Genomic DNA, 20,887 nt, shown 5'->3' with positions numbered 1-20,887 from the left:
GGGGGCGGCTGAGTCCCGACCCGGCCCGGGCGCCCGCCCGTCGGTCAGTCCCCGGGTAGATAGTGGTCCAGGAGCTCGGGGTCGTCGCCCTCTTCCTCCAAGGCCTGGCGCACCACGCGCAGGGCGAGGCCCTCGGCGTATCCCTTACGGGCCAGCATCCCGGCGAGGCGCCGGAGCCGCTTCTCCCGGTCCAGACCGCGGGTGGCCCGCAGCTTGCGCTCGACCAGCTCCCGGGCCGTGCGCTCCTCCTGCTCGGAGTCGAGCTGCCCGACGGCCTCGTCGATCACCGCGGAGTCCACGCCCTTGGTGCGGAGCTCGCGCGCCAGGGCGCGGCGGGCCAGCCCCCGGCCGTGGTGCCGGGACTCCACCCAGGCGTCGGCGAACGCCGCGTCGTCGATCAGCCCCACGTCCTCGAACCGGGACAGCACCTCCTCCGCCACCTCGTCGGAGATGCCGCGCTTGGCCAGCGCGTCCGCCAGCTGCTTGCGGGTCCGCGGCGATCCGGTGAGCAGGCGCAGACAGATCGCCCGCGCCTGCTCCTCCGGCCGCTGCGGCGCCCCGTCCCCGGCCCTCGACGAGGAAGGGGGGCCGCCGTCCATGTGGTCGTCCGCGCCCAGGTCCGGCCGGTCTCCCCCGGCCTGGGGCCGGGGGCGATACCCCCATCGCTGTGTCACGGTCTAGCTCTTGGCCGCCGTGGCCTTGGCCGCCTTGCCCGTGGACTTCGCCGCGGGGGCCGGCACCGACTTGGCGGGCTCGCCCGCGGCGTCCGGACCGGGCTCGGTGGCCGGAGCCTCGGGGCGCACGCCCACGCCCAGCTTCTCCTTGATCTTCTTCTCGATCTCGTTGGCGAGGTCGGGGTTGTCCTTCAGGAAGTTACGGGCGTTCTCCTTGCCCTGGCCGAGCTGGTCGCCCTCGTAGGTGTACCAGGCACCGGCCTTGCGGACGAAGCCGTGCTCCACGCCCATGTCGATCAGACCGCCCTCGCGGCTGATGCCCTGGCCGTAGAGGATGTCGAACTCGGCCTGCTTGAAGGGCGGCGCGACCTTGTTCTTGACGACCTTCACACGGGTGCGGTTGCCGACGGCCTCGGTGCCGTCCTTGAGGGTCTCGATCCGGCGGATGTCCAGTCGCACCGAGGCGTAGAACTTCAGCGCCCGGCCACCGGTCGTCGTCTCCGGGGAGCCGAACATGACGCCGATCTTCTCGCGGAGCTGATTGATGAAGATCGCGGTGGTCTTGGACTGGTTGAGCGCACTGGTGATCTTGCGGAGGGCCTGGCTCATCAGCCGGGCCTGGAGGCCGACGTGCGAGTCGCCCATCTCGCCCTCGATCTCCGCACGCGGCACCAGGGCGGCGACGGAGTCGATGACGATCAGGTCGAGGGCGCCGGAGCGGACCAGCATGTCCACGATTTCCAGCGCCTGCTCGCCGGTGTCCGGCTGGGAGAGGATGAGGTTGTCCGTGTCGACGCCGAGCGCCTTCGCGTACTCCGGGTCGAGCGCGTGCTCCGCGTCGACGAAGGCGACGGTGCCGCCCGCCTTCTGCGCGTTGGCCACGGCGTGCAGGGTGAGGGTGGTCTTACCGGAGGACTCCGGACCGTACACCTCCACGACACGGCCGCGCGGCAGTCCGCCGACGCCGAGCGCGACGTCGAGAGCGGTCGACCCGGTGGGGATGACCTCGATGGGGTCGTTGGGCCGGTCGCCGAGGCGCATCACCGCACCCTTGCCGAATTGGCGTTCAATCTGTGCGAGTGCGGCGTCCAGCGCCTTCTCGCGGTCGGTTCCTGCCATGGGTTCCACCCGGTTTGCTTGAGTCGATCGCTTCACGTCCACGACGCTAACGCCTGCCACTGACAATCGGCCCGGGCGTCGTCCTGGCCTGTGGATAACTCGCCTCTTCCAGCGTCCGTCATCAGGCCCGGAACCCCATAAGAATGGATGTTCGATTTTGGTGTCAAGCGCGCCCCTCCGCCCGCGTGTCACCACGCGTCACCGCCCGCGCCACGCCCTGAACAGCCGCCCCAGGACCGAATCACCCGGGCCGCGGCGCGGCCGCCGGCCGTGCACCCGGGGGTCGTCCGTGACGTCGTAGCGCTTCACGTACGCGCCGAGGAAGGCCTGGAGCGTCGCGGTCGCCGGGATGGCGATCAGCGCGCCCACCGCGCCGAGCAGCGCGGTGCCCGCGACCACGGAGCCGAAGGCGACGGCCGGGTGCAGGTCGACGGTCTTGGCGGTGATGCGCGGCTGGAGCAGGTAGTTCTCGAACTGCTGGTAGATCACGACGAAACCGAGCACCCACACCGCGTACCAGGGGTCCACCGTGAAGGCGAGCAGCATCGGGAGCGCGCCCGCGAGGTAGGTGCCGATGGTCGGGATGAACTGCGAGATGATCCCGACCCAGACCGCGAGCGCCGGGGCGTAGGGCACTCCGAGGACCTCCAGCAGGACATAGTGCGCGCCGCCGGAGATCAGTGCCATCAGAGCGCGCGAGTAGAGGTAGCCGCCGGTCTTGTCGACGGCGATCTCCCAGGCGCGCAGCACCTCGGCCTGCCGGGTGGGCGGCAGCACGGAGCACAGGGCCCGGCGCAGCCGGGGCCCGTCGGCCGCGAAGTAGAACGAGAAGAGCAGCACGGTCAGCAGCTTGAACAAGCCGCCCAGGACCGTGGCGGAGATGTCCAGGACACCGCCGGCGCTGTTCTGGACGTACTTCCGCAGCCAGTCCGAGTGCAGCAGGCTGTCCTGCACCTCGACCCGGGAGAGGTCGGTGCGGAACGTCCGGTTGATCCAGCTGATCACGGAGTCCAGGTAGGTGGGGAAGTTCTCCACCATGGTCACGATCTGGTCGGCGAGCATCGACCCCATGAGCGTGAAGAAGCCCGCGAAGGCGCCGATCACCCCGAGGTAGACGATGCCCGTCGCGAGTCCCCGGCGCATGCCGCGCGCGGACATCCGTCCCACGGCCGGTTCGACGGCGAGCGCGAGGAAGAACGCGATCAGGATGTTGAGCAGCAGGCCGATGAGCTGGTGGAACGCCCAGCTGGCCAGTTGGAAGCAGGCGAAGAGGGCGAGCGCCGCCGCCATCGCCCGGGGCAGCCAGCGCGGCATGCCGGCGCCGGAACTCCCACCGGCACCGGTGTCGGGCGGAGGCGGTGGGGCATGGTCCGGGGCGGTGTCGTCTGTGGCTGCCACGGGGCAAGTGTCACCCATACGGACAGCCGGAAAACCGGGCGGCGCGCGCCCTGGAGGGGCCCACCCGGGTATCCCGGTGGGCATCGGCCGTCAGCAGGGCGTCAGCGCATGTTCTCGGGGATGTCCAGGGCCCTGCACACTCCGCGCCATACGTCCTTGGCGTTCCAGCCGGCGTCGAGCGCCTGGTGCACGGTCCTCCCGCCGAGCTCGGACATCACATGATCGCGTGCGAAGGAGTCGGCGTACGCCGCGCCGAAATAATCGCCCATCCGCTGCCAGAAGACCGTCAACCGCATGCGCCCAGTATCCCGCCCCTGAGAGTGCTGCCGGGCACGAGCCGCTGACCGGTGCCGCTTTCCGCCCTTACGGTCTGGGCATGGCCCGATCCGGAGCATCCCCCGTAGTCCGTGCCGAACAGTTTCTCTGGCTGACCGCCCGCGTCCTCGAGCAGCGTAGATTCGCGTTCCACTTTCTGGACGGCGGCCCCGACGCCGTGGAAGCGGCCCTCAATGCCTATCTGGGTGACGACGGCGGTTACGGCCACGCCCTGGAGCCCGATCTGCGCGGGCCGGTGAGCCAGCCCCTGCACACCGCGCACGCGCTGCGCGTGCTCGACGAGATCGGCCGCTGCGGCGACCGGCGGGTGGAGCGGGTGTGCCGCTATCTGACGGCGATCTCCACGGCGGACGGCGCGCTGCCGGCCCTGCACCCGTCGCTGCGCGGCTATCCGGCCGCTCCTTGGATCCCGATCGTGGACGACCCGCCCAGCGATCTGCTCGCCACCGGGCCCGTGGTGGGCCTGCTGCACCGGAACGCGGTCTGGCACGCGTGGCTGTTCCGGGCCACCGACTTCTGCTGGGCCGCGGTCGACGCCCTCGGCCAGGGAGCGAAAACTCACCCGTACGAGGTCGAGGCGGCCGTCGCGTTCCTGGACGGCGTTCCCGACCGTGCCCGCGCGGAAGCGGCGGCGGAGCGGATCGGCCGGGCCGTTCGGGAGCAGCGGCTGGCCGTCCTGGATCCCGAGCGCGTGACGGATTACCCCGTGCCCGACGGCTACGCGCCCGGCGAGCACCACTTCCCGCACGACTACGCGCGGAACCCGGACTCGGTGGCCGCCGCCTGGTTCACCGACGCGGAGCTTCAGCGGTCGCTGGACTTCCTGGCCGCCTCGCAGGAGGACGACGGCGGCTGGCCGATCCGCTGGCGCGAGTGGGCACCGGGGACGCGCCTGGAATGCCGCCCGATGGTGACCATCGCCGCGCTGCTCACTCTGCGGGCGTACGGACGCGCCGTGTAGCTGAGCCGACCCTGCTCGGGCCCGCCCACGGAACAGCCCCAGAGCCGGCCCCAGACCTGGCCCCAGACCTGGCCTCGGAGCTGGCCTCAGCACCGCGCCGGCGCCCCGGATCCCCGGCTTCCGCTTCGGTGGAGGCCCGGCTGACCTGCGGATCCGGGGCATTGTCAGTGGGGCGGTACAGGATGGGGGCATGGCGGACGACATGGCGGCGGCTCCGGCCGGGGACCCGGCTTCGGCCCTCTCGGCGTTCTCCCCCGCGACCCGGGCCTGGTTCACGGGGGCCTTCACCGCGCCCACGGCCGCGCAGGCGGGGGCCTGGCGGGCGATCGACGAGGGGTCGGACGTGCTGGTCGTCGCGCCGACCGGGTCCGGCAAGACGCTGGCCGCGTTCCTCGCCTCGCTGGACCGGCTGGCGAGCTCCCCGCCGCCCGCCGAGCCCAGGAAGCGCTGCCGGGTGCTGTACGTGTCCCCGCTCAAGGCCCTCGCGGTGGACGTCGAGCGGAATCTGCGCAGCCCGCTCACCGGTATCCGCCAGGAATCCGTGCGGCTGGGGCTGCCCGAGCCGGAGATCCGGGTCGGGATCCGGTCCGGCGACACCCCGCCCGCCGAGCGCCGGGCGCTCGTGACCCGCCCGCCGGACATCCTGATCACCACCCCCGAGTCGCTGTTCCTGATGCTCACCTCCGCCGCCCGGGACGCGCTCGCGGGCGTCGAGACGGTCATCCTCGACGAGGTGCACGCCGTCGCCGGGACCAAGCGGGGCGCGCACCTCGCCCTGTCCCTGGAGCGTCTGGACACCCTGCTCGCCCGGCCCGCCCGCAGGATCGGCCTGTCCGCGACGGTGCGGCCGGTGGACGAGGTGGCGCGCTATCTGTCGCCCCAGCGCAGGGTCGAGATCGTCCAGCCGCCGTCCGGCAAGGAGTTCGACCTCTCGGTGGTCGTTCCGGTCGAGGACCTCGGCGAGCTGGGGGCCTCCCCCGTCCAGGAGGGGGACGCCAAGGAGAAGCCGTCCATCTGGCCCCATGTGGAGGAGCGGATCGCCGATCTGGTCCAGGCCCACCGCTCCACGATCGTGTTCGCCAATTCCCGGCGGCTCGCCGAGCGCCTGTGCAACCGGCTCAATGAGATCGCGTACGAGCGCGCCACGGGCGAGCCCCTGCCGGACCAGCACTCCCCCGCCGAGCTGATGGCCCAGTCCGGCGCGGCCAAGGGGGCGTCGCCGGTGCTCGCCCGCGCCCACCACGGCTCGGTCTCCAAGGAGCAGCGGGCCCAGGTCGAGGAGGACCTCAAGGCGGGCCGGCTGCCGGCGGTCGTGGCGACCTCCAGCCTGGAGCTGGGCATCGACATGGGCGCGGTGGACCTCGTCGTCCAGGTCGAGTCACCGCCCTCGGTCGCCTCCGGTCTCCAGCGCGTCGGACGCGCCGGACACCAGGTCGGCGCCGTCTCGACCGGTGTGGTCTTCCCCAAGTACCGGGGTGACCTGGTGCAGGCGGCCGTGGTCACGGAGCGGATGCGCGAGGGAGCCATCGAGTCGCTGCGCGTGCCCGCCAACCCGCTGGACGTGCTCGCCCAGCAGATCGTCGCCATGGTGGCCCTGGACACCTGGGACGTGGAGGAGCTGCTGGCCGTGGTGCGCCGGGCCGCGCCCTTTGCCGCACTGCCCGAGTCCGCGTACACGGCGGTGCTCGACATGCTCGCCGGGCGCTATCCGTCGGACGCCTTCGCGGAGCTGCGGCCGCGGCTGGTCTGGGACCGCGTGGCCGGTACGGTCGCGGGGCGCCCGGGGGCGCAGCGGCTCGCCGTCACCTCGGGCGGCACCATCCCCGACCGGGGTCTCTTCGGTGTCTTCCTGGCCGGCTCGGACCCCAAGAAGGGCGGCGGCCGGGTCGGCGAGCTGGACGAGGAGATGGTCTACGAGTCACGGGCCGGCGATGTGTTCACGCTCGGGACCACCTCCTGGCGGATCGAGGACATCACCCGCGACCGGGTCCTGGTCACGCCCGCGCCGGGCACCCCCGGCCGGCTGCCGTTCTGGAAGGGCGACCAGCTGGGCCGCCCGCTCGAACTCGGCCGGGCGCTGGGCGCGTTCCTGCGCGAGGTCGGCGGGCTGACGCCCGAGGCGGCCCGCGAGCGGCTGGACGCCGCGGGGCTCGACACCTGGGCGGCGGACAACGTCCTGTCCTATCTCGACGAGCAGCGCCGCGCCTGCGGCCATGTGCCGGACGACCGGACGATCGTCGTCGAGCGGTTCCGCGACGAGCTGGGCGACTGGCGGGTCGTCGTCCACTCCCCCTTCGGCGCCCAGGTCCACGCCCCCTGGGCCCTGGCCCTCGGTGCCCGGCTCACCGAGCGGTACGGCATGGACGCCCAGGTGATGCACGCGGACGACGGCATCGTGCTGCGGCTGCCCGACGCGGACCTCATGGGCCTGGACCTGCTGGACGCCGACCCCGCCCGCCCCGGCACGGAGTCCGACAGCGAGCAGTCCCCGGTCGGGGCCGCGGACGTCACGTTCGACAAGGGCGAGATCGATCAGATCGTCACCGACCAGGTCGGCGGATCGGCCCTCTTCGCCGCCCGGTTCCGCGAGTGCGCGGCCCGCGCCCTCCTGCTGCCGCGCCGCAGCCCCGGCAAGCGCACCCCGTTGTGGCAGCAGCGTCAGCGCGCCTCCCAGCTCCTCCAGGTCGCGGGGGAGTTCGGCTCGTTCCCGATCATCCTGGAGGCCGTCCGCGAATGCCTCCAGGACGTCTTCGACGTCCCCGGCCTCACCGAGCTGATGGGGGACATCGAGGCCCGCCGGGTCCGGCTGGTGGAGGTGACGACCCCCGAGCCGTCCCCCTTCGCCCGCTCGCTGCTCTTCGGCTACGTCGCCCAGTTCCTGTACGAGGGCGACTCCCCGCTCGCGGAGCGCCGCGCCGCCGCACTCTCCCTCGATTCGCGACTGCTGGCCGAGCTGCTGGGCCAGGCGGAGCTGCGCGAGCTGCTCGACGCGGAGGTGCTGGCCGAGCTGGAGAGCGAGCTGCAGTGGCTGACCGAGGACCGCCGGGTCAAGGACGTCGAAGGCGTCGCCGATCTGCTGCGGATCCTCGGTCCCCTGACCGACGCCGCGCTGGCCGAGCGCGGCGCCGAGCCCGGGTGGGCCAAGGAGTTGTCGGACGCCCGCCGGGCCCTGCGCGTCCGCATCGCCGGCCAGGACCACTGGGCGGCCGTCGAGGATGCCGGCCGGCTCCGCGACGCCCTGGGGACGGCGCTGCCCGTCGGTGTGCCCGAGGCCTTCACCGAGCCGGTCAAGGATCCCCTCGGTGATCTCCTCACCCGCTTCGCCCGCACGCACGGCCCCTTCACCTCGGCGCAGGCCGCGGCGCGCTTCGGCCTCGGTCCGGCGGTGACCGACGGGGCGCTGCAGCGCCTCGCCGCGAGCGGCCGTGTCGTCCAGGGCGAGTTCCACCCCGCCGGTATCGGCCAGGAGTGGTGCGACGCGACGGTCCTGCGCAGACTGCGCCGCCGCTCCCTCGCGGCTCTGCGGCACGAGCTGGAGCCGGTGCCGCCCGCCGCGCTCGCCGCGTTCCTCCCCCAGTGGCAGCACATCGGCAGTCACAGCCTGCGCGGCACCGACGGTCTGGTGCGCGCCATCGAGCAGTTGCAGGGCGCGCCGGTCCCCGCCTCCGCCCTGGAGAAGCTGGTGCTGCCCGCCCGGGTGACGGACTACTCCCCGGCGATGCTCGATGAACTCACCGCGGCGGGCGAGGTCGTATGGGCCGGCGCGGGAGCGCTCCCCGGGAAGGACGGCTGGGTCTCCCTGCTGCCCACGGACGCGGCACCGTTGCTGCTGCCCGCCCCGCACCCGATGGAGATCACTCCCTTGCACCAGGCGGTGCTCGACGCGCTGTCCGGGGGCTACGGCCTGTTCTTCCGCCAGATCGCCGACCAGGTCCGCGCCGCGGGCCACGCCCCGGCCGAGCCCGGTGGCTCGGACGCCCACATCGCCGATGCCGTCTGGGACCTCGCCTGGTCCGGGCGGCTCACGAACGACACGCTCGCACCGCTGCGCTCTCTGCTCGGCTCCGGGCGTACGGCCGGGGCCACCGCGCACCGCGCCAAGCGCGCGGTGCCACGCGGGCGGTACGGCTCGTTCACCGGCCGCGCGGGCCTGACCGGGGGCGCGGGACGCCCCACGGCCTCGCGCGGCGGGCCCCCGACGGTCGCGGGCCGCTGGGCCCTGCTCCCCGAGCGCGAGCCGGATCCCACCCACCGGGCGCACGTCCTGGCCCGTACCCTCCTCGACCGGCACGGCGTGGTGACGCGGGGAGCGGTGGCCGCCGAGGGAGTGGAGGGCGGCTTCTCCGCCGTCTACCGCGTCCTGTCCGTCTTCGAGGAGAGCGGGCAGACCCGCCGCGGGTATGTGGTCGAAGGCCTGGGTGCCGCGCAGTTCGCGATGGAAGGCGCCGTCGACCGGCTGCGCGCCGTGAGCACCGCCCGCGAGCGGGCGGGCGGCGCCGAGCACGCGGGGGGCCCGGGAAACCCCGACGCCCCTTGGGCGCCACCGGCGCCCACCGGCCCGGCGTCCCGCGGCGCCCGTCGGCGCGCGGTCGTGCTCGCGGCCGCCGATCCCGCCAACGCCTACGGGGCCGCGCTCCCCTGGCCCGAGCCGCCACCCGGTGCGTCCCACAAGCCCGGGCGCAAGGCCGGTTCCCTGGTCGTCCTCCTCGACGGCGCACTCGCCCTGTACATGGAGCGCGGCGGCAAGACCCTCCTCGCATGGCCCGGGGAGGAGGACGCCGAGGCGGCGAGCAGCGACGACCCCCGGCTGCGCGAAGCGGCGGCGGCCCTGGCCGAGGCGGCCCGCGCCGGCGCGCTGGGCACGGTCACGGTCGAGCGGGTCAACGGCTCCCCCGCGCTCACCTCCCCGCTCGGGGCCCTGCTGGAGTCCGCGGGCTTCCACGCCACCCCCCGGGGGTTGCGACTGCGCGCCCCCTGACCCGGCCCCGCCGGGCTCGGCGGGCCCGGCGGGGCCGGGTCAGGAGCCGGCGCGCCTCCGCCGCCTCACAGCCCGGCACCGGCCGGTGCCGACCGGCCCCGGCCCCGTCGACCGGGCATCATGGTGCCCATGCCCGAAGGAGACACCGTCTGGCGCACCGCTCGGATTCTCCACCGCGCCCTGGCCGGCGAGCCCCTCGTGCGGTCCGATCTGCGCGTCCCCCAGCTCGCCACCGCCGATCTCACCGGCCGCCGAGTCACCGAGGTCGTCCCGCGCGGCAAGCATCTCCTCACCCGCGTCGAGGGCGGCCTCACCCTCCACTCGCACCTCGGCATGGACGGCGCCTGGCGGATCTACGACCCCGGCGAGCGCTGGCACGGCGGCCCGCAGCACCAGATCCGCGCCGTCCTCGCCAACGCGGCGCACTCCGCCGTCGGTTACCGGCTGCCCGCCCTGGATCTGCTGCGCACCGCCGACGAATCCACCGTCGTCGGCCATCTCGGCCCCGACCTCCTCGCCCCCGGCTGGAGCCGGGACGATCAGGAGGAAGCGGTCCGCCGTCTGCTCGCTGACCCGGCCCGCAGCGTGGGTGAGGCCGTGCTCGACCAACGCAACCTCGCCGGCGTGGGCAATGTCTACAAGTCGGAGCTGTGCTTCATGCTCCGTCTCTCCCCCTGGCTGCCGGTGGCCGAACTCCCCTCGGCCGAGCGCCTGGTGGCCCTGGCCAGAAAGCTTCTCGACGTCAACAAGGCCCGTAGCGCCCGCATCACCACGGCCGACCAGCGCCTCGACCACCGGCTGTGGGTGTACGGGCGGGCCGGCCGGCCCTGCCGCCGCTGCGGCACCCCGGTCCGCGCGGCCGACCAGGGCCCGGCGGGCCAGGAGCGCCCCACGTACTGGTGCCCCCGCTGCCAGCCCGGCCCCGAGCCCAGCCCGGTCCACTGATTGACGGTTCGTCAGTTCTGGTCGTACGGTCCGGGCATGCCCCTCACGGCGTACGACCTCACCGGCCGCACCGCCCTCGTCACGGGAGCCGCGAGCGGCATCGGCCGTGCGACGGCGCTCCTCCTCGCGGAGGCCGGGGCCTCGGTGCACTGCGCCGACCTGGACGAGAAGGGCGCACGGCGCACAGCCGCCCGGATCACCGAGGGCGGCGGCAGGGCTCGCGCCCATGTGCTCGACGTCGCCGACCCCGCCCGGGTCGCGGCCGCGGTCGCGGAGACGGTCCGGGCCGACGGCCGGCTCGATGTCATGGCCACCATCGCGGGTGTCATGCACCGCGGCAGCGTCCTGGACACCTGTGACGCGGAGCTGGACCGGATACTGGCGGTCAATTTCAAGGGCATGCTCTACGGCTGCCGGGAGGCGGCCCGGGCGATGATCTCCCTCGGTACCGGGGGCAGCATCGTCACCATGGCTTCCGGGGCCATCGACACCGGCGCTCCGGGGCTCTTCGCCTACAGCGCGTCCAAGGCCGCGGTCGTCCAGCTGACCAGGACCCTCGCCACCGAGGTCGGCCGGTACGGCATCCGCGTCAACGCGGTCGCCCCCGGCTGGGTCCGCACGCCCATGACCGAGCGGCACAGCGATGCGGAACAGGCCCAGGCCGAAGGCCCCATGATCCGGCTGTCCCCCTTGGGCCGAGTGGGTGAACCCGAGGACATCGCGCACACGGTCCTGCATCTGGCCTCGGACGCCGCATCGTTCACGACCGGCCAGATCCTGCGCCCCAACGGCGGGGTGGCCATGCCCTGGTGACGCCCTTGGGGGCTGTCCTGGTGACGCCCTCGGGGGCTGCTTTGGTGACGGTCCTGGCGAGTGCCCGGGTGAGCTGCTCGGCCCGGGCGGCCCAGCGGCTCTTGTGCCTCGCCGTCCGCGCCCATGGCACGCAGTGCACGGGCAGCAGGCTCAGCCCCCAGCCACCGGCCACGACCAGCCCCTCGACGGGCCCTGCCCGCTCCGGCTGCGCGAGCAGCCGGAACACCGCCCACCACCACCCACCGCCGAGGGCCGACGCGATCACCCAGCCGACTGCCCCGAGGGTCCGGCCGAACGGCGCCGCCGAACGGCAGAAGCCCCAGAAGTCCCGCCAGGCCATCGCTGCCTCCTTCGGCCGACGCTAGACCGGGCACTCACCGCCACGGCAGAGCGCACCGGGGATCGAGAACGGCGCACGCGACATGTCCTTGCGCGCCCCACCGAGCCGGCGTCGTCAGTCCGACTCCCCCCGCGATCGGGCCAGCTCCTCTTCCAGCTCGGCGATCCGGCGATCACGCCGGTGCAGGTCGACGATGACCCGCTGTTCCCCGTCGCGCATGCCCTCCTGGTACACCGTCCGCACGAAGGCACCGGCTGCTGTCTGATCGAGGTCCGTGACGACCATCAGCTCTTTCGTGAAGCGGATCACGGGGTGCTCGTCCATCCCTCAAGGAGAACGCGCCCGCGCCGCCTCCGCCACCGGAGGCCGGAAACGAGGGACCCCCGAAGGCCACGGCAGACACGGAAGGCCCCGGACCGGCTGCCGGTCCGGGGCCTTCCCGCGTGTGTCACCACGGGCGGTCAGGCGTTCTCCGCCTGGAACATCCAGTGGTGCTTCTCGAGATCTCCCGTGAGACCGATGAGCAGGTCCTGCGTGACCGGGTCGGGGTCGCCGGTCGCCTGAACGCGCTCACGCATGCGGGTGATCACCGCGCCGAGCGCGGCGACGAGGAGCTGCACCGCCCTCGTGTCCTTGTTCCAGCCGTCACCGACCGCGTCGACTCCGCTGGTCTTGGCGACGGTCTCGGCCCGCCCGTCCGGGGCGACACCGAGGGCCGAGGCACGCTCCGCGACCGCGTCGGCGTGCAGCCGGGCACTCGCGACGACCTCGTCGAGCTGCAGATGGACCGAGCGGAAGCGGGGGCCCACGACGGTCCAGTGGACCTGCTTGGCCACGAGCGAGAGGTCCACCAGGTCGACGAGCGCCCCCTGGAGGGCATCACCGACGGTCTTGCGGTCCTGCTCGGACAACGGGCTCTTCACGACAGACATCCGCGTTCTCCTCTTCGACTGTCCGGTCTGTTCGATCCCCGTTCATCCACCATGGCACACAGGTGCCGAAGGGGCGGAAAACACAGGATCCCGGTCAGATTCCTGACCGGGATCCTGGACGGGAAACACACCATTCCCGGACTGGCCTCAGGCCGCGACCACGTCCACGGCCTCCGCGGGAGCCTTGATGGTCACACGCTCCCCCGGCACACCCGTTACAGACGTCACGGACACCGAATTGAACATCGGCCGCATCGGCGCGGGTACCGGCTCACTCGCCGCCGCCGACTGCGCCAGCTCGGCGAGCGACAGTTCGTCACTCACCTCACGCATGACCTCGGACATCCGTACGTCCAGAGCATCGCAGATTGCGGAGAGAAGCTCGGAGGACGCCTCCTTCTGCCCCCGCTCGACCTCGGAGAGGTAACCGAGCGAGACCCGGGCGGATGAGGAGACCTCGCGCAGAGTGCGGCCCTGGCGCTGGCGCTGCCGACGCAGCACGTCACCCAGCAGGCGACGGAGCAAAATCATCGGTGGCTCCCTCCTTGGACCGCGAATCCGGATCCTTCACGCCCCACCGTACCGCCTCCGGCTGCGGCCGTGCGGGGAGCTATGTCGTGTTCACTCAGGGCTGCAAACATCCATTCCCCCCGTTGTGTTCCGTATCCTTTGCCCCCGCGTTCTCTGCCAGTTCGCCCAGCAGCAGGGCGAGAGCCGCCCGTACGCTCTCGGTCCGGATGCGCGCCCGGTCGCCGTCCAGCGACAGCTCGCGCACCACGCCCGCACCGTCCGGACCCGCCACGGCGACGAAGACCGTGCCGACGGGCTTGCCGTCCTGGGGGTCCGGTCCGGCGACTCCGGTGGTGGCGAGCCCCCAGTCGGCGCCGAGCAGACTCCGCACACCGCGGGCCATCTGCCGGGCCACCTCCGCGTCGACGGCCCCGCGCTCGGCGAGCAGTTCACCGGCCACGCCCAGCACATCGCGCTTGACGTCGGTGGCGTACGCGGTGACCGACCCCAGCACCGCGCGGGAGGCGCCCGGCGCGGCGGTCAGTTCCGCCGCGAGCAGGCCGCCCGTGAGCGATTCCGCCGCTGCCACGGTCCAGCCCCGCCCGACCAGCGCACCCAGCACCGCGGCGGCCCCGCCGTCGCCCGCCGTGCCCGCCGTGCCGTCCGGCCGTTCGGGGCTCATCGCGCGGATCCCCGGCCGGCCCGGCGCAGCTCGATGGCCTGCTTCACGTAGTCGAGCCCGGTCAGCACGGTCAACGCCACGGCGACGGCCATCACCCAGAAGCGCATCGTGGCCAGGGGCCCGGTCAGCGCCAGGATGTACATCCCGACGCCCACGCCCTGGGCGAGCGTCTTCATCTTGCCGCCGCGGCTGGCCGGGATCACCCCGTGCCTGATCACCCAGAACCGCATCAGCGTGATGCCGACCTCCCGGAAGAGGATCACGCCCGTGACCCACCACGGCAGGTCGTCAAGGACCGAGAGGCAGATCAGCGCGGCGCCCATGATCGCCTTGTCCGCGATCGGGTCGGCGATCTTCCCGAAGTCGGTGACCAGGTTGTACATCCGGGCCAGATGGCCGTCGAACAGGTCCGTGATCATGGCGACGGCGAACGCGGCCCAGGCGAAGGAACGCCAGGCCGGGTCGTAGCCGCCGTTGTGCATCATCAACAGGACGAACCCGGGCACGAGGAGCAGCCGCACCATGGTGAGGATGTTGGCGATGTTCCACAACCCGGCCGGCCGCACGGCCGTCGCCGGGGCGGGGCCTCCCGCGGCGGAGGCCGGGGCTCGGGTCATCTGGCGGCCTCCTCGGTACACCCTCCGTCACCGAGTACCTCGGCGATGAGGTCCACGCCCTCGGTCGCCACCACCTTGGCCGTGACCATCCGGCCGGGCACCAGCTCCCGGTCGGTGGTGAGCAGGACCTGGCCGTCGGTCTCGGGTGCCTGGTGGGCGGCCCGGCCGATGACGCCGTCCTCCTCGTCCACGCGGTCGACGAGCACCTCGAGGGTCTCCCCGAGGCGCTCCTCGGCGCGCTGCGCGGTCAGCTCCTCGGCGAGCCGCGAGATGTGCGCCAGGCGCTCGGCGACGACGTCGGGGTCGACCTTGTCCTCGTAGGTGGCCGCCTCGGTGCCGTCCTCGTCGGAGTAGCCGAAGACGCCGATGGCGTCCAGCCGGGCCCCGGCCAGGAAACGCTCCAGCTCGGCGACGTCCTCCTCGGTCTCACCGGGGAAGCCGACGATGAAGTTCGAGCGGGCGCCGGCCTGCGGGGCCTTGGCGCGGATCTGGTCGAGCAGCTCCAGGAAGCGGTCGGTGTCTCCGAAGCGGCGCATCGCGCGCAGCACGCCGGGGGCCGAGTGCTGGAAGGAGAGGTCGAAGTAGGGCGCGACCTTCTCGGTCGAGGTCAGCACGTCGATCAGGCCCGGCCGCATCTCGGCGGGCTGGAGGTAGCTGACCCGGATCCGCTCCAGGCCGTCCACGGCCGCCAGCTCCGGCAGCAGCGTCTCCAGCAGCCGGATGTCGCCGAGGTCCTTGCCGTACGAGGTGTTGTTCTCGGAGACCAGCATGACCTCCTTCACGCCCTGCTCCGCGAGCCATCGCGTCTCGCTCAGCACGTCGGAGGGACGGCGGGAGATGAAGGACCCGCGGAAGGAGGGGATGGCGCAGAAGGAGCACCGGCGGTCGCAACCGGAGGCGAGCTTCACGGAGGCGACGGGGTTGGAGCCGAGTCTGCGGCGCAGCGGTGCCCGGGGCCCGGAGGCCGGGGCGAGGCCCTCGGGGAGGTCCGCCGGGGCGGTCTCCTGGGCGTCCTGGGCCTCCTGCGCGTGTCCGGGCAGGGCGACGTCCGCGCTCTGCCGGGCGGCGGGGCTGATCGGCAGCAGCTTGCGCCGGTCACGCGGGGTGTGGGAGGCGTGGACGCCACCGGAGAGGATGGTCTGGAGCCGGTCGGAGATGTCGGCGTAGTCGTCGAAGCCGAGCACTCCGTCGGCCTCGGGGAGCGCCTGGGCGAGCTCCTTGCCGTACCTCTCGGCCATGCAGCCGACGGCCACGACGGCCTGGGTGCGGCCCTGATCCTTGAGGTCGTTGGCTTCGAGGAGGGCGTCGACGGAGTCCTTCTTGGCGGCTTCTACGAAGCCACAGGTGTTGACGACGGCCACATCGGCATCGGCGGCGTCCTCGACGAGGTCCCAGCCATCCGCCGCCAAGCGGCCTGCCAGCTCCTCCGAGTCCACCTCGTTACGGGCGCAGCCAAGTGTGACAAGAGCGACGGTACGGCGTTCGGGCATAGGGCTCAGCCTACTTTGTCCCGGCACCACATCCGTTGCCCCGTGTCCCCCGAGTGCGGAGAGCCTGGTCACCCGAAGGCTCGCCGCACAGGGCCTGCCGACCACGTTCGCGCTGGTCAGCCCGTTTCGGGGTCACCCTTGGTGTAGCTCAGACGCTGAACCTGTCCGTCGTCACCCAGATCCTTGACCTCCTTGCCGTTCACGAACAATTGCACGGCCCCGGCATTGCCCAGCACCAGGTCGATCCGCTTGTTGTCGGTGAAGGTCTTGGAAGCGCCCCGCTTGAGCACGCCCTCCTCGATCAGCTTGCCGTTGTGGTCCTTGGCGGACATCCACGTCTGGCCGTTGTCGGCGGTGACCTTGACGGTGACCTTGTTGGCCGGGACGCCCGCGATGGCGCTGTCGGAAGGTTCCGGTTTGGGGTCGGCGGGCTTGCTGGGGGCGGCCTCGGGGCTCTTCGGCGCGGGCTGCTTGCCGGAGGCCGTGTCGGCCGCGACGGAGCTGCTCTGGCCCTTGCTGCCGCCGTTGAAGAGGGTGAAGCCGACAAAGCCGACGACGGCGACGATGGCGGCCACCATCGCGGCCGTCCAATTGGGCCGCCGGCGCTCGGGCCGCAGCCGCTCGGCCTCGAAGAGGGGTGCGGCGGGGGTGGGCGCGGGGCGGCCGCCGTGCTCGGCGTCGTACTGCGCGACGAGCGGGGCGGGGTCCAGGCCGACGGTCTGCGCCAGCACGCGGATGTGTCCCCGGGCGTAGACGTCGCCGCCGCAGCGGCTGAAGTCGTCCTGTTCGATGGCGTGCACGATCGGGATGCGCACGCGGGTGGTCGTGCTGACCTCGTCGACGGTCAGACCGGCGCTGATGCGGGCCTGCTGGAGTGCGCGGCCGATCGAGGGCCGGTCGTCCGCGGGGGAGTTGCCGATGGACACGTGGGCGCCTTTCGAGCGTGTAGCCACCTGCTGGAGGTTCAGTCTAGGGGGGATGCGAAAGGGTCGGGCAAGCGGGAAGCCGGACTTTGTACGCCATCGGAATGTTCTGCCGGGCCGGGCGTGGGACCTCCGGCGAACCGGGTGGTGGGACGCCCTGCGGAGCACCATCGCTCCCCCCTCTCCCTCAACGGGACCCGCCGCCGGGGGAAACGGTCGACCGGCTCGTTTTTCCGGTTTTCCCGGCCGGCTACCCCTGGCCGTCCCCGCGGATCACGGCGAGCACGCCGTCGAGTTCCTCGGGCTTGACGAGCACGTCGCGCGCCTTGGAGCCCTCGCTCGGGCCCACGATGTTGCGCGACTCCATCAGGTCCATGAGTCTTCCCGCCTTGGCGAAGCCCACACGCAGCTTCCGCTGGAGCATCGAGGTCGAGCCGAACTGGGTGGAGACGACCAGCTCGGCGGCCTGGCAGAGCAGATCGAGGTCGTCGCCGATGTCCTCGTCGATCTCCTTCTTCTTCGCCGTCCCCACGGTGACGTCGTCCCGGAAGACCGGCGCCATCTGGTTCTTGCAGTGCTGCACGACGGCCGCGACCTCGTCCTCCGTGACGAAGGCGCCCTGCATGCGGACGGGCTTGCTGGCCCCCATCGGCAGAAACAGGCTGTCGCCCTTGCCGATGAGCTTCTCGGCGCCCGGCTGGTCGAGGATGACCCGGCTGTCGGCGAGCGAGGACGTCGCGAAGGCGAGCCGGGAAGGCACGTTCGCCTTGATCAGACCGGTGACGACGTCCACGGACGGGCGCTGGGTGGCGAGCACGAGGTGGATGCCGGCGGCGCGGGCGAGCTGGGTGATGCGGACGATGGCGTCCTCGACGTCACGCGGGGCGACCATCATCAGGTCCGCCAGCTCGTCCACGATGACCAGCAGGTACGGGTAGGGCTGCAGCTCGCGCCCGCTGCCTTCGGGGGGCTTGACCTTGCCCTTGCGGATGGCGTCGTTGAAGTCGTCGATGTGCCGGAAGCCGAAGGCCGCCAGGTCGTCGTAGCGCAGGTCCATCTCGCGGACGACCCACTGCAGGGCCTCGGCGGCCCGCTTGGGGTTGGTGATGATCGGGGTGATCAGGTGCGGGATGCCCTCGTAGGCGGTCAGCTCGACGCGCTTGGGGTCGACGAGGACCATCCGGACGTCGTCCGGGGTCGCTCTTATCATCACCGAGGTGATCAGGCAGTTGATGCAGGACGACTTTCCGGAGCCGGTGGCTCCGGCGACCAGGACGTGCGGCATCTTCGCGAGGTTGGCCATCTCGTAGCCGCCCTCGACGTTCTTGCCGAGTGCGACCAGCATCGGGTGGTCGTCCTCGGCCGCCGCGGCGAGCCGCAGCACGTCACCGAGATTGACCATCTCGCGGTCGGTGTTCGGGATCTCGATGCCGACCGCGGACTTGCCGGGGATGGGGCTGATGATGCGCACGTCCGGGCTGGCGACGGCGTAGGCGATGTTCTTGGTGAGCGCGGTGATCCGCTCGACCTTGACGGCGGGGCCCAGCTCCACCTCGTACCGCGTGACCGTCGGGCCGCGGGTGAAGCCGGTGACCGCCGCGTCGACTTTGAACTCCGCGAAGACGTTCGACAGGGAGGCCACTATGGCGTCGTTCGCGGCGCTGCGCGTCTTGCCGGGGCCGCCGCGCTCCAGCAGGTCCAGCGACGGCAGCGAGTAGGTGATGTCGCCCGCGAGCTGGAGCTGCTCGGCCCGCGCCGGGAGCCCCGGGGCGGGCTCGGGTGCGGGCTTGGTGAGGTCGGGCACGCTCCCGGTGGCGCTCTCCGCGCCCGCGGACACCGCGTCGGCCTTGCTGCCGGACGCCGCCTTCCCGGTGCCGCGCGCGGTCGGTACCGCGCCGGTCCGCTCCCGCTCGGCGGCGACGGCGCTGCTGAGCCCGGCGACGAGCGGCGACGGCTGCACACCGTGCAGCACGGCTCCGTCGAGCGAGGCCGCGGCGGCGGCCGCCACGTCCACCGCGTCCATCGGCCGGTCGCCCGGCGGCTCCACGGGCGTCCTGCGCGGCTTGCGGCGCTTGCTCAGTGCCTCTTCCTCGGCGCGCTCCGCGTCCGTGCCGGTGTCGGCCGCGGCCCGGTTCGCCGCGGCCCGTCGGGGCCGCCTCGCCGGTGCGTCGCGCCACTCGTCGTCGTACTCCCCCGAGTCGTAGGTCCCGGACGCGAACGGATCGTGCTCTTCCGGTTCCGCTTCGACCAGGCCGAGCCGGATGCCGAGCAGCCGCAGCCGCTGCGGGATGGCGTTGACGGGCGTGGCCGTGACGACCAGCAGCCCGAAGAGGGTGAGCAGCACGAGCAGCGGTACGGCCAGCACCTCGCCGACGGTGAAGAGCAGGGGCTTCGCGGCCGCCCAGCCGATCAGACCGCCGGCGTCCTGCAGGGCCTCGGCGCCCTCGCCCCGGCCGGGCGACCCGCAGGCCACGTGCACCTGGCCGAGAACGCCGACGACCAGCGCGGAGAGGCCGATGACGATGCGGCCGTTCGCCTCGGGCCGCTCGGGGTGCCGGATCAGCCGGACGGCGATGACGCCGATCAGTATCGGCACGAGCAGGTCGAGCCGGCCGAAGGCACCGGTGACGAGCATCTTCACCAGGTCCCCGACCGGGCCTTCGAGGTTGGACCAGGTGCCGGCCGCGACGACGAGGCCGAGGCCGAGGAGGAGCAGCGCGAGCCCGTCCTTGCGGTGTGCCGGGTCGAGCCCCTTCGCGCCCCGTCCGACGCCGCGGAACACCGCGCCCACGGTGTGCGCCAGCCCGAGCCAGACGGCCCGTGCCAGGCGGTAGAGACCGCTGGTCGGAGAGGACGCGCGCTTGGGTGCCGCCTTGGCCGCGGCCTTCTTCGCGGGCTTCCGCGCGGGCGCCGCGGCCTTCTTGGCGGGCTTGGCGGGTGCCTTGCCCGCCGGCTTCGGCGGTGCCTTCTTCGCGGGTGCCTTCTTGGCCGCGCTCCCGGGGCGTCCGGCGCGCTGCTTCGAGGTGCCCGCCGTGCTCTGGGAACCCTTGCCGGACGTACGTGAGGCCATGGAGCCGAGATTACCGTCGTCGGGCGCGAGGGACACGTGCGCCCGGGCGTTCACCCATTCGTGTCGGCCCCCAGTGATATCGGGGGTGACGCTGCGTCAAAGGTCGGGCGGGCACGGCGAGGGCTCACGTCGGTCCCCGCACGGACCGGCTCTTGCTGCGGGGACGTGACACCCAGGGGCGGTCGGCGGGTCAGCTCGGCGCGGGCAGCGCGCTCGCCCCGCCACCGGTCCCGGGCTCCAGCGCGTCCAGGGCCCGGCGCAGTCCGGTGAGTTTGCGCTCGAGGTGCGCGGCGGTGGCGACGGCCGCCGCGTCCGCGGACTCGTCGAGCTGTTTGGACAGCGCCTCGGCCTGTTCCTCGACGGCGGCGAGCCGCGCGGAGAGTTCGGCGAGCAGCCCGGCGGGCTCCTGGGTCTCCGCCACCCCGCTGCGACCGGACTGGCCGTCGAGCTGGAGCCGCAACAGGGCGGCCTGCTCGCGCAGCTGGCAGTTCTTCATGTACAGCTCGACGAAGACCGAGACCTTGGCGCGCAGCACCCACGGGTCGAAGGGCTTGGAGATGTAGTCCACCGCGCCCGCCGCGTAGCCGCGGAAGGTGTGGTGCGGGCCGTGGTTGATGGCGGTGAGGAAGATGATGGGAATGTCCCGGGTCCGCTCCCGCCGCTTGATGTGCGCGGCGGTCTCGAAACCGTCCATGCCCGGCATCTGGACGTCCAGCAGGATCACTGCGAAGTCGTCCGTCAGCAGCGCCTTGAGCGCTTCCTCCCCTGACGATGCCCGTACCAGTGTCTGATCGAGCGCCGAGAGGATCGCCTCCAGCGCCAGCAGATTTTCCGGCCGGTCATCGACCAGGAGGATCTTGGCCTTCTGCACCATGCCCCGTCCTCCTCGCCCCGGCTTGGGGTCTCCCCGGCCCGAAGAGCCAGGGGAAGCACCGGGCGCCGCCCCAGGGGACGACTCCCTTGCGCCGCCCGTCCTTGTGCCGGTCATCGTAGCCGTACCCCGCCTGTCACCACACCCTGTCACCGCGATGTCACAGTGCACGTAGCAGAAACGCGGTGGGAGACCAGAAGGTTCCCCGAATACCGCGCTCCCACACGT

Annotated in this window: 18 protein-coding genes; 4 read left to right on the top strand and 14 right to left on the bottom strand. The window is 72.5% G+C overall.

Annotated elements, in window-relative coordinates; translation table 11 throughout:
* Nucleotides 1-44: 44 nt before the first annotated feature.
* The 4 genes from recX to JO379_RS25245 form a co-directional block, all read right to left on the bottom strand.
* Nucleotides 45-599 (bottom strand): recombination regulator RecX, encoded by a 555-nt coding sequence (gene recX, locus JO379_RS25260; protein WP_242626436.1) that lies wholly within the window; start codon nucleotides 597-599, stop codon nucleotides 45-47.
* Between the two features lie 78 nt (nucleotides 600-677).
* The gene (recA, locus tag JO379_RS25255; RefSeq protein WP_130881848.1) at nucleotides 678-1,793 is read right to left on the bottom strand and encodes a recombinase RecA; all 1,116 of its coding nucleotides are present in this window, start codon (nucleotides 1,791-1,793) and stop codon (nucleotides 678-680) included.
* A 198-nt stretch (nucleotides 1,794-1,991) separates the two neighbouring features.
* Nucleotides 1,992-3,191 (bottom strand): AI-2E family transporter, encoded by a 1,200-nt coding sequence (locus JO379_RS25250; RefSeq protein WP_372449106.1) that lies wholly within the window; start codon nucleotides 3,189-3,191, stop codon nucleotides 1,992-1,994.
* 101 nt (nucleotides 3,192-3,292) lie between these two features.
* Nucleotides 3,293-3,487 carry a DUF3046 domain-containing protein gene (locus JO379_RS25245; protein ID WP_130881849.1) on the bottom strand — a complete coding sequence of 65 codons (195 nt, stop codon included), beginning with the start codon at nucleotides 3,485-3,487 and terminating at the stop codon, nucleotides 3,293-3,295.
* 80 nt (nucleotides 3,488-3,567) lie between these two features.
* Here JO379_RS25245 and JO379_RS25240 point away from each other — a divergent pair, with 80 nt between their 5' ends.
* The 4 genes from JO379_RS25240 to JO379_RS25225 all read left to right on the top strand — a co-directional run bounded on the left by JO379_RS25240 (nucleotide 3,568) and on the right by JO379_RS25225 (nucleotide 11,224).
* Complete coding sequence (locus tag JO379_RS25240; protein WP_130881850.1) at nucleotides 3,568-4,488, top strand: hypothetical protein; 921 nt, start codon at nucleotides 3,568-3,570, stop codon at nucleotides 4,486-4,488.
* A 190-nt stretch (nucleotides 4,489-4,678) separates the two neighbouring features.
* The gene (locus JO379_RS25235; RefSeq protein ID WP_245381549.1) at nucleotides 4,679-9,466 is read left to right on the top strand and encodes an ATP-dependent helicase; all 4,788 of its coding nucleotides are present in this window, start codon (nucleotides 4,679-4,681) and stop codon (nucleotides 9,464-9,466) included.
* A gap of 129 nt (nucleotides 9,467-9,595) precedes the next feature.
* Nucleotides 9,596-10,411, top strand: coding sequence for a DNA-formamidopyrimidine glycosylase family protein (locus JO379_RS25230; protein ID WP_130881851.1), 816 nt, complete (start codon nucleotides 9,596-9,598; stop codon nucleotides 10,409-10,411).
* A gap of 36 nt (nucleotides 10,412-10,447) precedes the next feature.
* Nucleotides 10,448-11,224 (top strand): SDR family NAD(P)-dependent oxidoreductase, encoded by a 777-nt coding sequence (locus JO379_RS25225; RefSeq protein WP_209517087.1) that lies wholly within the window; start codon nucleotides 10,448-10,450, stop codon nucleotides 11,222-11,224.
* On the opposite strand, the gene JO379_RS25220 is transcribed toward JO379_RS25225, so the two are convergent.
* From JO379_RS25220 to JO379_RS25175, 10 genes are all read right to left on the bottom strand, one after another.
* Nucleotides 11,172-11,564 carry a hypothetical protein gene (locus tag JO379_RS25220; protein WP_245381548.1) on the bottom strand — a complete coding sequence of 131 codons (393 nt, stop codon included), beginning with the start codon at nucleotides 11,562-11,564 and terminating at the stop codon, nucleotides 11,172-11,174. The two genes, JO379_RS25225 and JO379_RS25220, sit on opposite strands and share 53 nt — an antisense overlap.
* Before the next feature lie 114 nt (nucleotides 11,565-11,678).
* The gene (locus JO379_RS25215; protein WP_130881853.1) at nucleotides 11,679-11,888 is read right to left on the bottom strand and encodes a hypothetical protein; all 210 of its coding nucleotides are present in this window, start codon (nucleotides 11,886-11,888) and stop codon (nucleotides 11,679-11,681) included.
* Nucleotides 11,889-12,025: 137 nt separating this feature from the next.
* Nucleotides 12,026-12,496 carry a Dps family protein gene (locus JO379_RS25210; RefSeq protein WP_209517085.1) on the bottom strand — a complete coding sequence of 157 codons (471 nt, stop codon included), beginning with the start codon at nucleotides 12,494-12,496 and terminating at the stop codon, nucleotides 12,026-12,028.
* A 147-nt stretch (nucleotides 12,497-12,643) separates the two neighbouring features.
* Entirely contained in the window at nucleotides 12,644-13,027 is a 384-nt protein-coding gene (locus JO379_RS25205; protein WP_086566431.1) for a helix-turn-helix domain-containing protein, read from the bottom strand.
* Between the two features lie 94 nt (nucleotides 13,028-13,121).
* Nucleotides 13,122-13,688, bottom strand: a complete 567-nt coding sequence (locus JO379_RS25200; RefSeq protein WP_130881855.1) for a CinA family protein — start codon at nucleotides 13,686-13,688, stop codon at nucleotides 13,122-13,124.
* Nucleotides 13,685-14,305 carry a CDP-diacylglycerol--glycerol-3-phosphate 3-phosphatidyltransferase gene (pgsA, locus tag JO379_RS25195; RefSeq protein ID WP_130881856.1) on the bottom strand — a complete coding sequence of 207 codons (621 nt, stop codon included), beginning with the start codon at nucleotides 14,303-14,305 and terminating at the stop codon, nucleotides 13,685-13,687. Before pgsA ends, JO379_RS25200 begins: the two co-directional genes overlap by 4 nt.
* Complete coding sequence (gene rimO, locus JO379_RS25190) at nucleotides 14,302-15,795, bottom strand: 30S ribosomal protein S12 methylthiotransferase RimO (protein ID WP_130881857.1); 1,494 nt, start codon at nucleotides 15,793-15,795, stop codon at nucleotides 14,302-14,304. The genes pgsA and rimO overlap by 4 nt, the downstream gene beginning before the upstream one ends.
* A gap of 116 nt (nucleotides 15,796-15,911) precedes the next feature.
* Nucleotides 15,912-16,721, bottom strand: coding sequence for a helix-turn-helix domain-containing protein (locus tag JO379_RS25185; RefSeq protein WP_130881858.1), 810 nt, complete (start codon nucleotides 16,719-16,721; stop codon nucleotides 15,912-15,914).
* Between the two features lie 247 nt (nucleotides 16,722-16,968).
* On the bottom strand, nucleotides 16,969-19,788 hold the full coding sequence (locus tag JO379_RS25180; RefSeq protein ID WP_209517083.1) for a DNA translocase FtsK: 2,820 nt from the start codon (nucleotides 19,786-19,788) through the stop codon (nucleotides 16,969-16,971).
* A 190-nt stretch (nucleotides 19,789-19,978) separates the two neighbouring features.
* On the bottom strand, nucleotides 19,979-20,662 hold the full coding sequence (locus JO379_RS25175) for a response regulator (protein WP_130881860.1): 684 nt from the start codon (nucleotides 20,660-20,662) through the stop codon (nucleotides 19,979-19,981).
* Nucleotides 20,663-20,887 lie beyond the last annotated feature (225 nt).

The organism is Streptomyces syringium, assembly GCF_017876625.1.
GTDB lineage: Bacteria > Actinomycetota > Actinomycetes > Streptomycetales > Streptomycetaceae > Streptomyces > Streptomyces syringius.
The sequence above is the reverse complement of the archived record's forward strand: the minus strand, read 5'-3'. Positions and strand labels throughout refer to the sequence as shown.

Coding starts and splice junctions, on each gene's coding strand:
- recX (WP_242626436.1), bottom strand. CDS start 599: ATGGACGGCGGCCCCCCTTCCTCGTCGAGGGCCGGGGACGGGGCGCCG.
- recA (WP_130881848.1), bottom strand. CDS start 1,793: ATGGCAGGAACCGACCGCGAGAAGGCGCTGGACGCCGCACTCGCACAG.
- JO379_RS25245 (WP_130881849.1), bottom strand. CDS start 3,487: ATGCGGTTGACGGTCTTCTGGCAGCGGATGGGCGATTATTTCGGCGCG.
- JO379_RS25240 (WP_130881850.1), top strand. CDS start 3,568: ATGGCCCGATCCGGAGCATCCCCCGTAGTCCGTGCCGAACAGTTTCTC.
- JO379_RS25235 (WP_245381549.1), top strand. CDS start 4,679: ATGGCGGACGACATGGCGGCGGCTCCGGCCGGGGACCCGGCTTCGGCC.
- JO379_RS25230 (WP_130881851.1), top strand. CDS start 9,596: ATGCCCGAAGGAGACACCGTCTGGCGCACCGCTCGGATTCTCCACCGC.
- JO379_RS25225 (WP_209517087.1), top strand. CDS start 10,448: ATGCCCCTCACGGCGTACGACCTCACCGGCCGCACCGCCCTCGTCACG.
- JO379_RS25220 (WP_245381548.1), bottom strand. CDS start 11,564: ATGGCCTGGCGGGACTTCTGGGGCTTCTGCCGTTCGGCGGCGCCGTTC.
- JO379_RS25215 (WP_130881853.1), bottom strand. CDS start 11,888: ATGGACGAGCACCCCGTGATCCGCTTCACGAAAGAGCTGATGGTCGTC.
- JO379_RS25210 (WP_209517085.1), bottom strand. CDS start 12,496: ATGTCTGTCGTGAAGAGCCCGTTGTCCGAGCAGGACCGCAAGACCGTC.
- JO379_RS25205 (WP_086566431.1), bottom strand. CDS start 13,027: ATGATTTTGCTCCGTCGCCTGCTGGGTGACGTGCTGCGTCGGCAGCGC.
- JO379_RS25200 (WP_130881855.1), bottom strand. CDS start 13,688: ATGAGCCCCGAACGGCCGGACGGCACGGCGGGCACGGCGGGCGACGGC.
- pgsA (WP_130881856.1), bottom strand. CDS start 14,305: ATGACCCGAGCCCCGGCCTCCGCCGCGGGAGGCCCCGCCCCGGCGACG.
- rimO (WP_130881857.1), bottom strand. CDS start 15,795: ATGCCCGAACGCCGTACCGTCGCTCTTGTCACACTTGGCTGCGCCCGT.
- JO379_RS25180 (WP_209517083.1), bottom strand. CDS start 19,788: ATGGCCTCACGTACGTCCGGCAAGGGTTCCCAGAGCACGGCGGGCACC.
- JO379_RS25175 (WP_130881860.1), bottom strand. CDS start 20,662: ATGGTGCAGAAGGCCAAGATCCTCCTGGTCGATGACCGGCCGGAAAAT.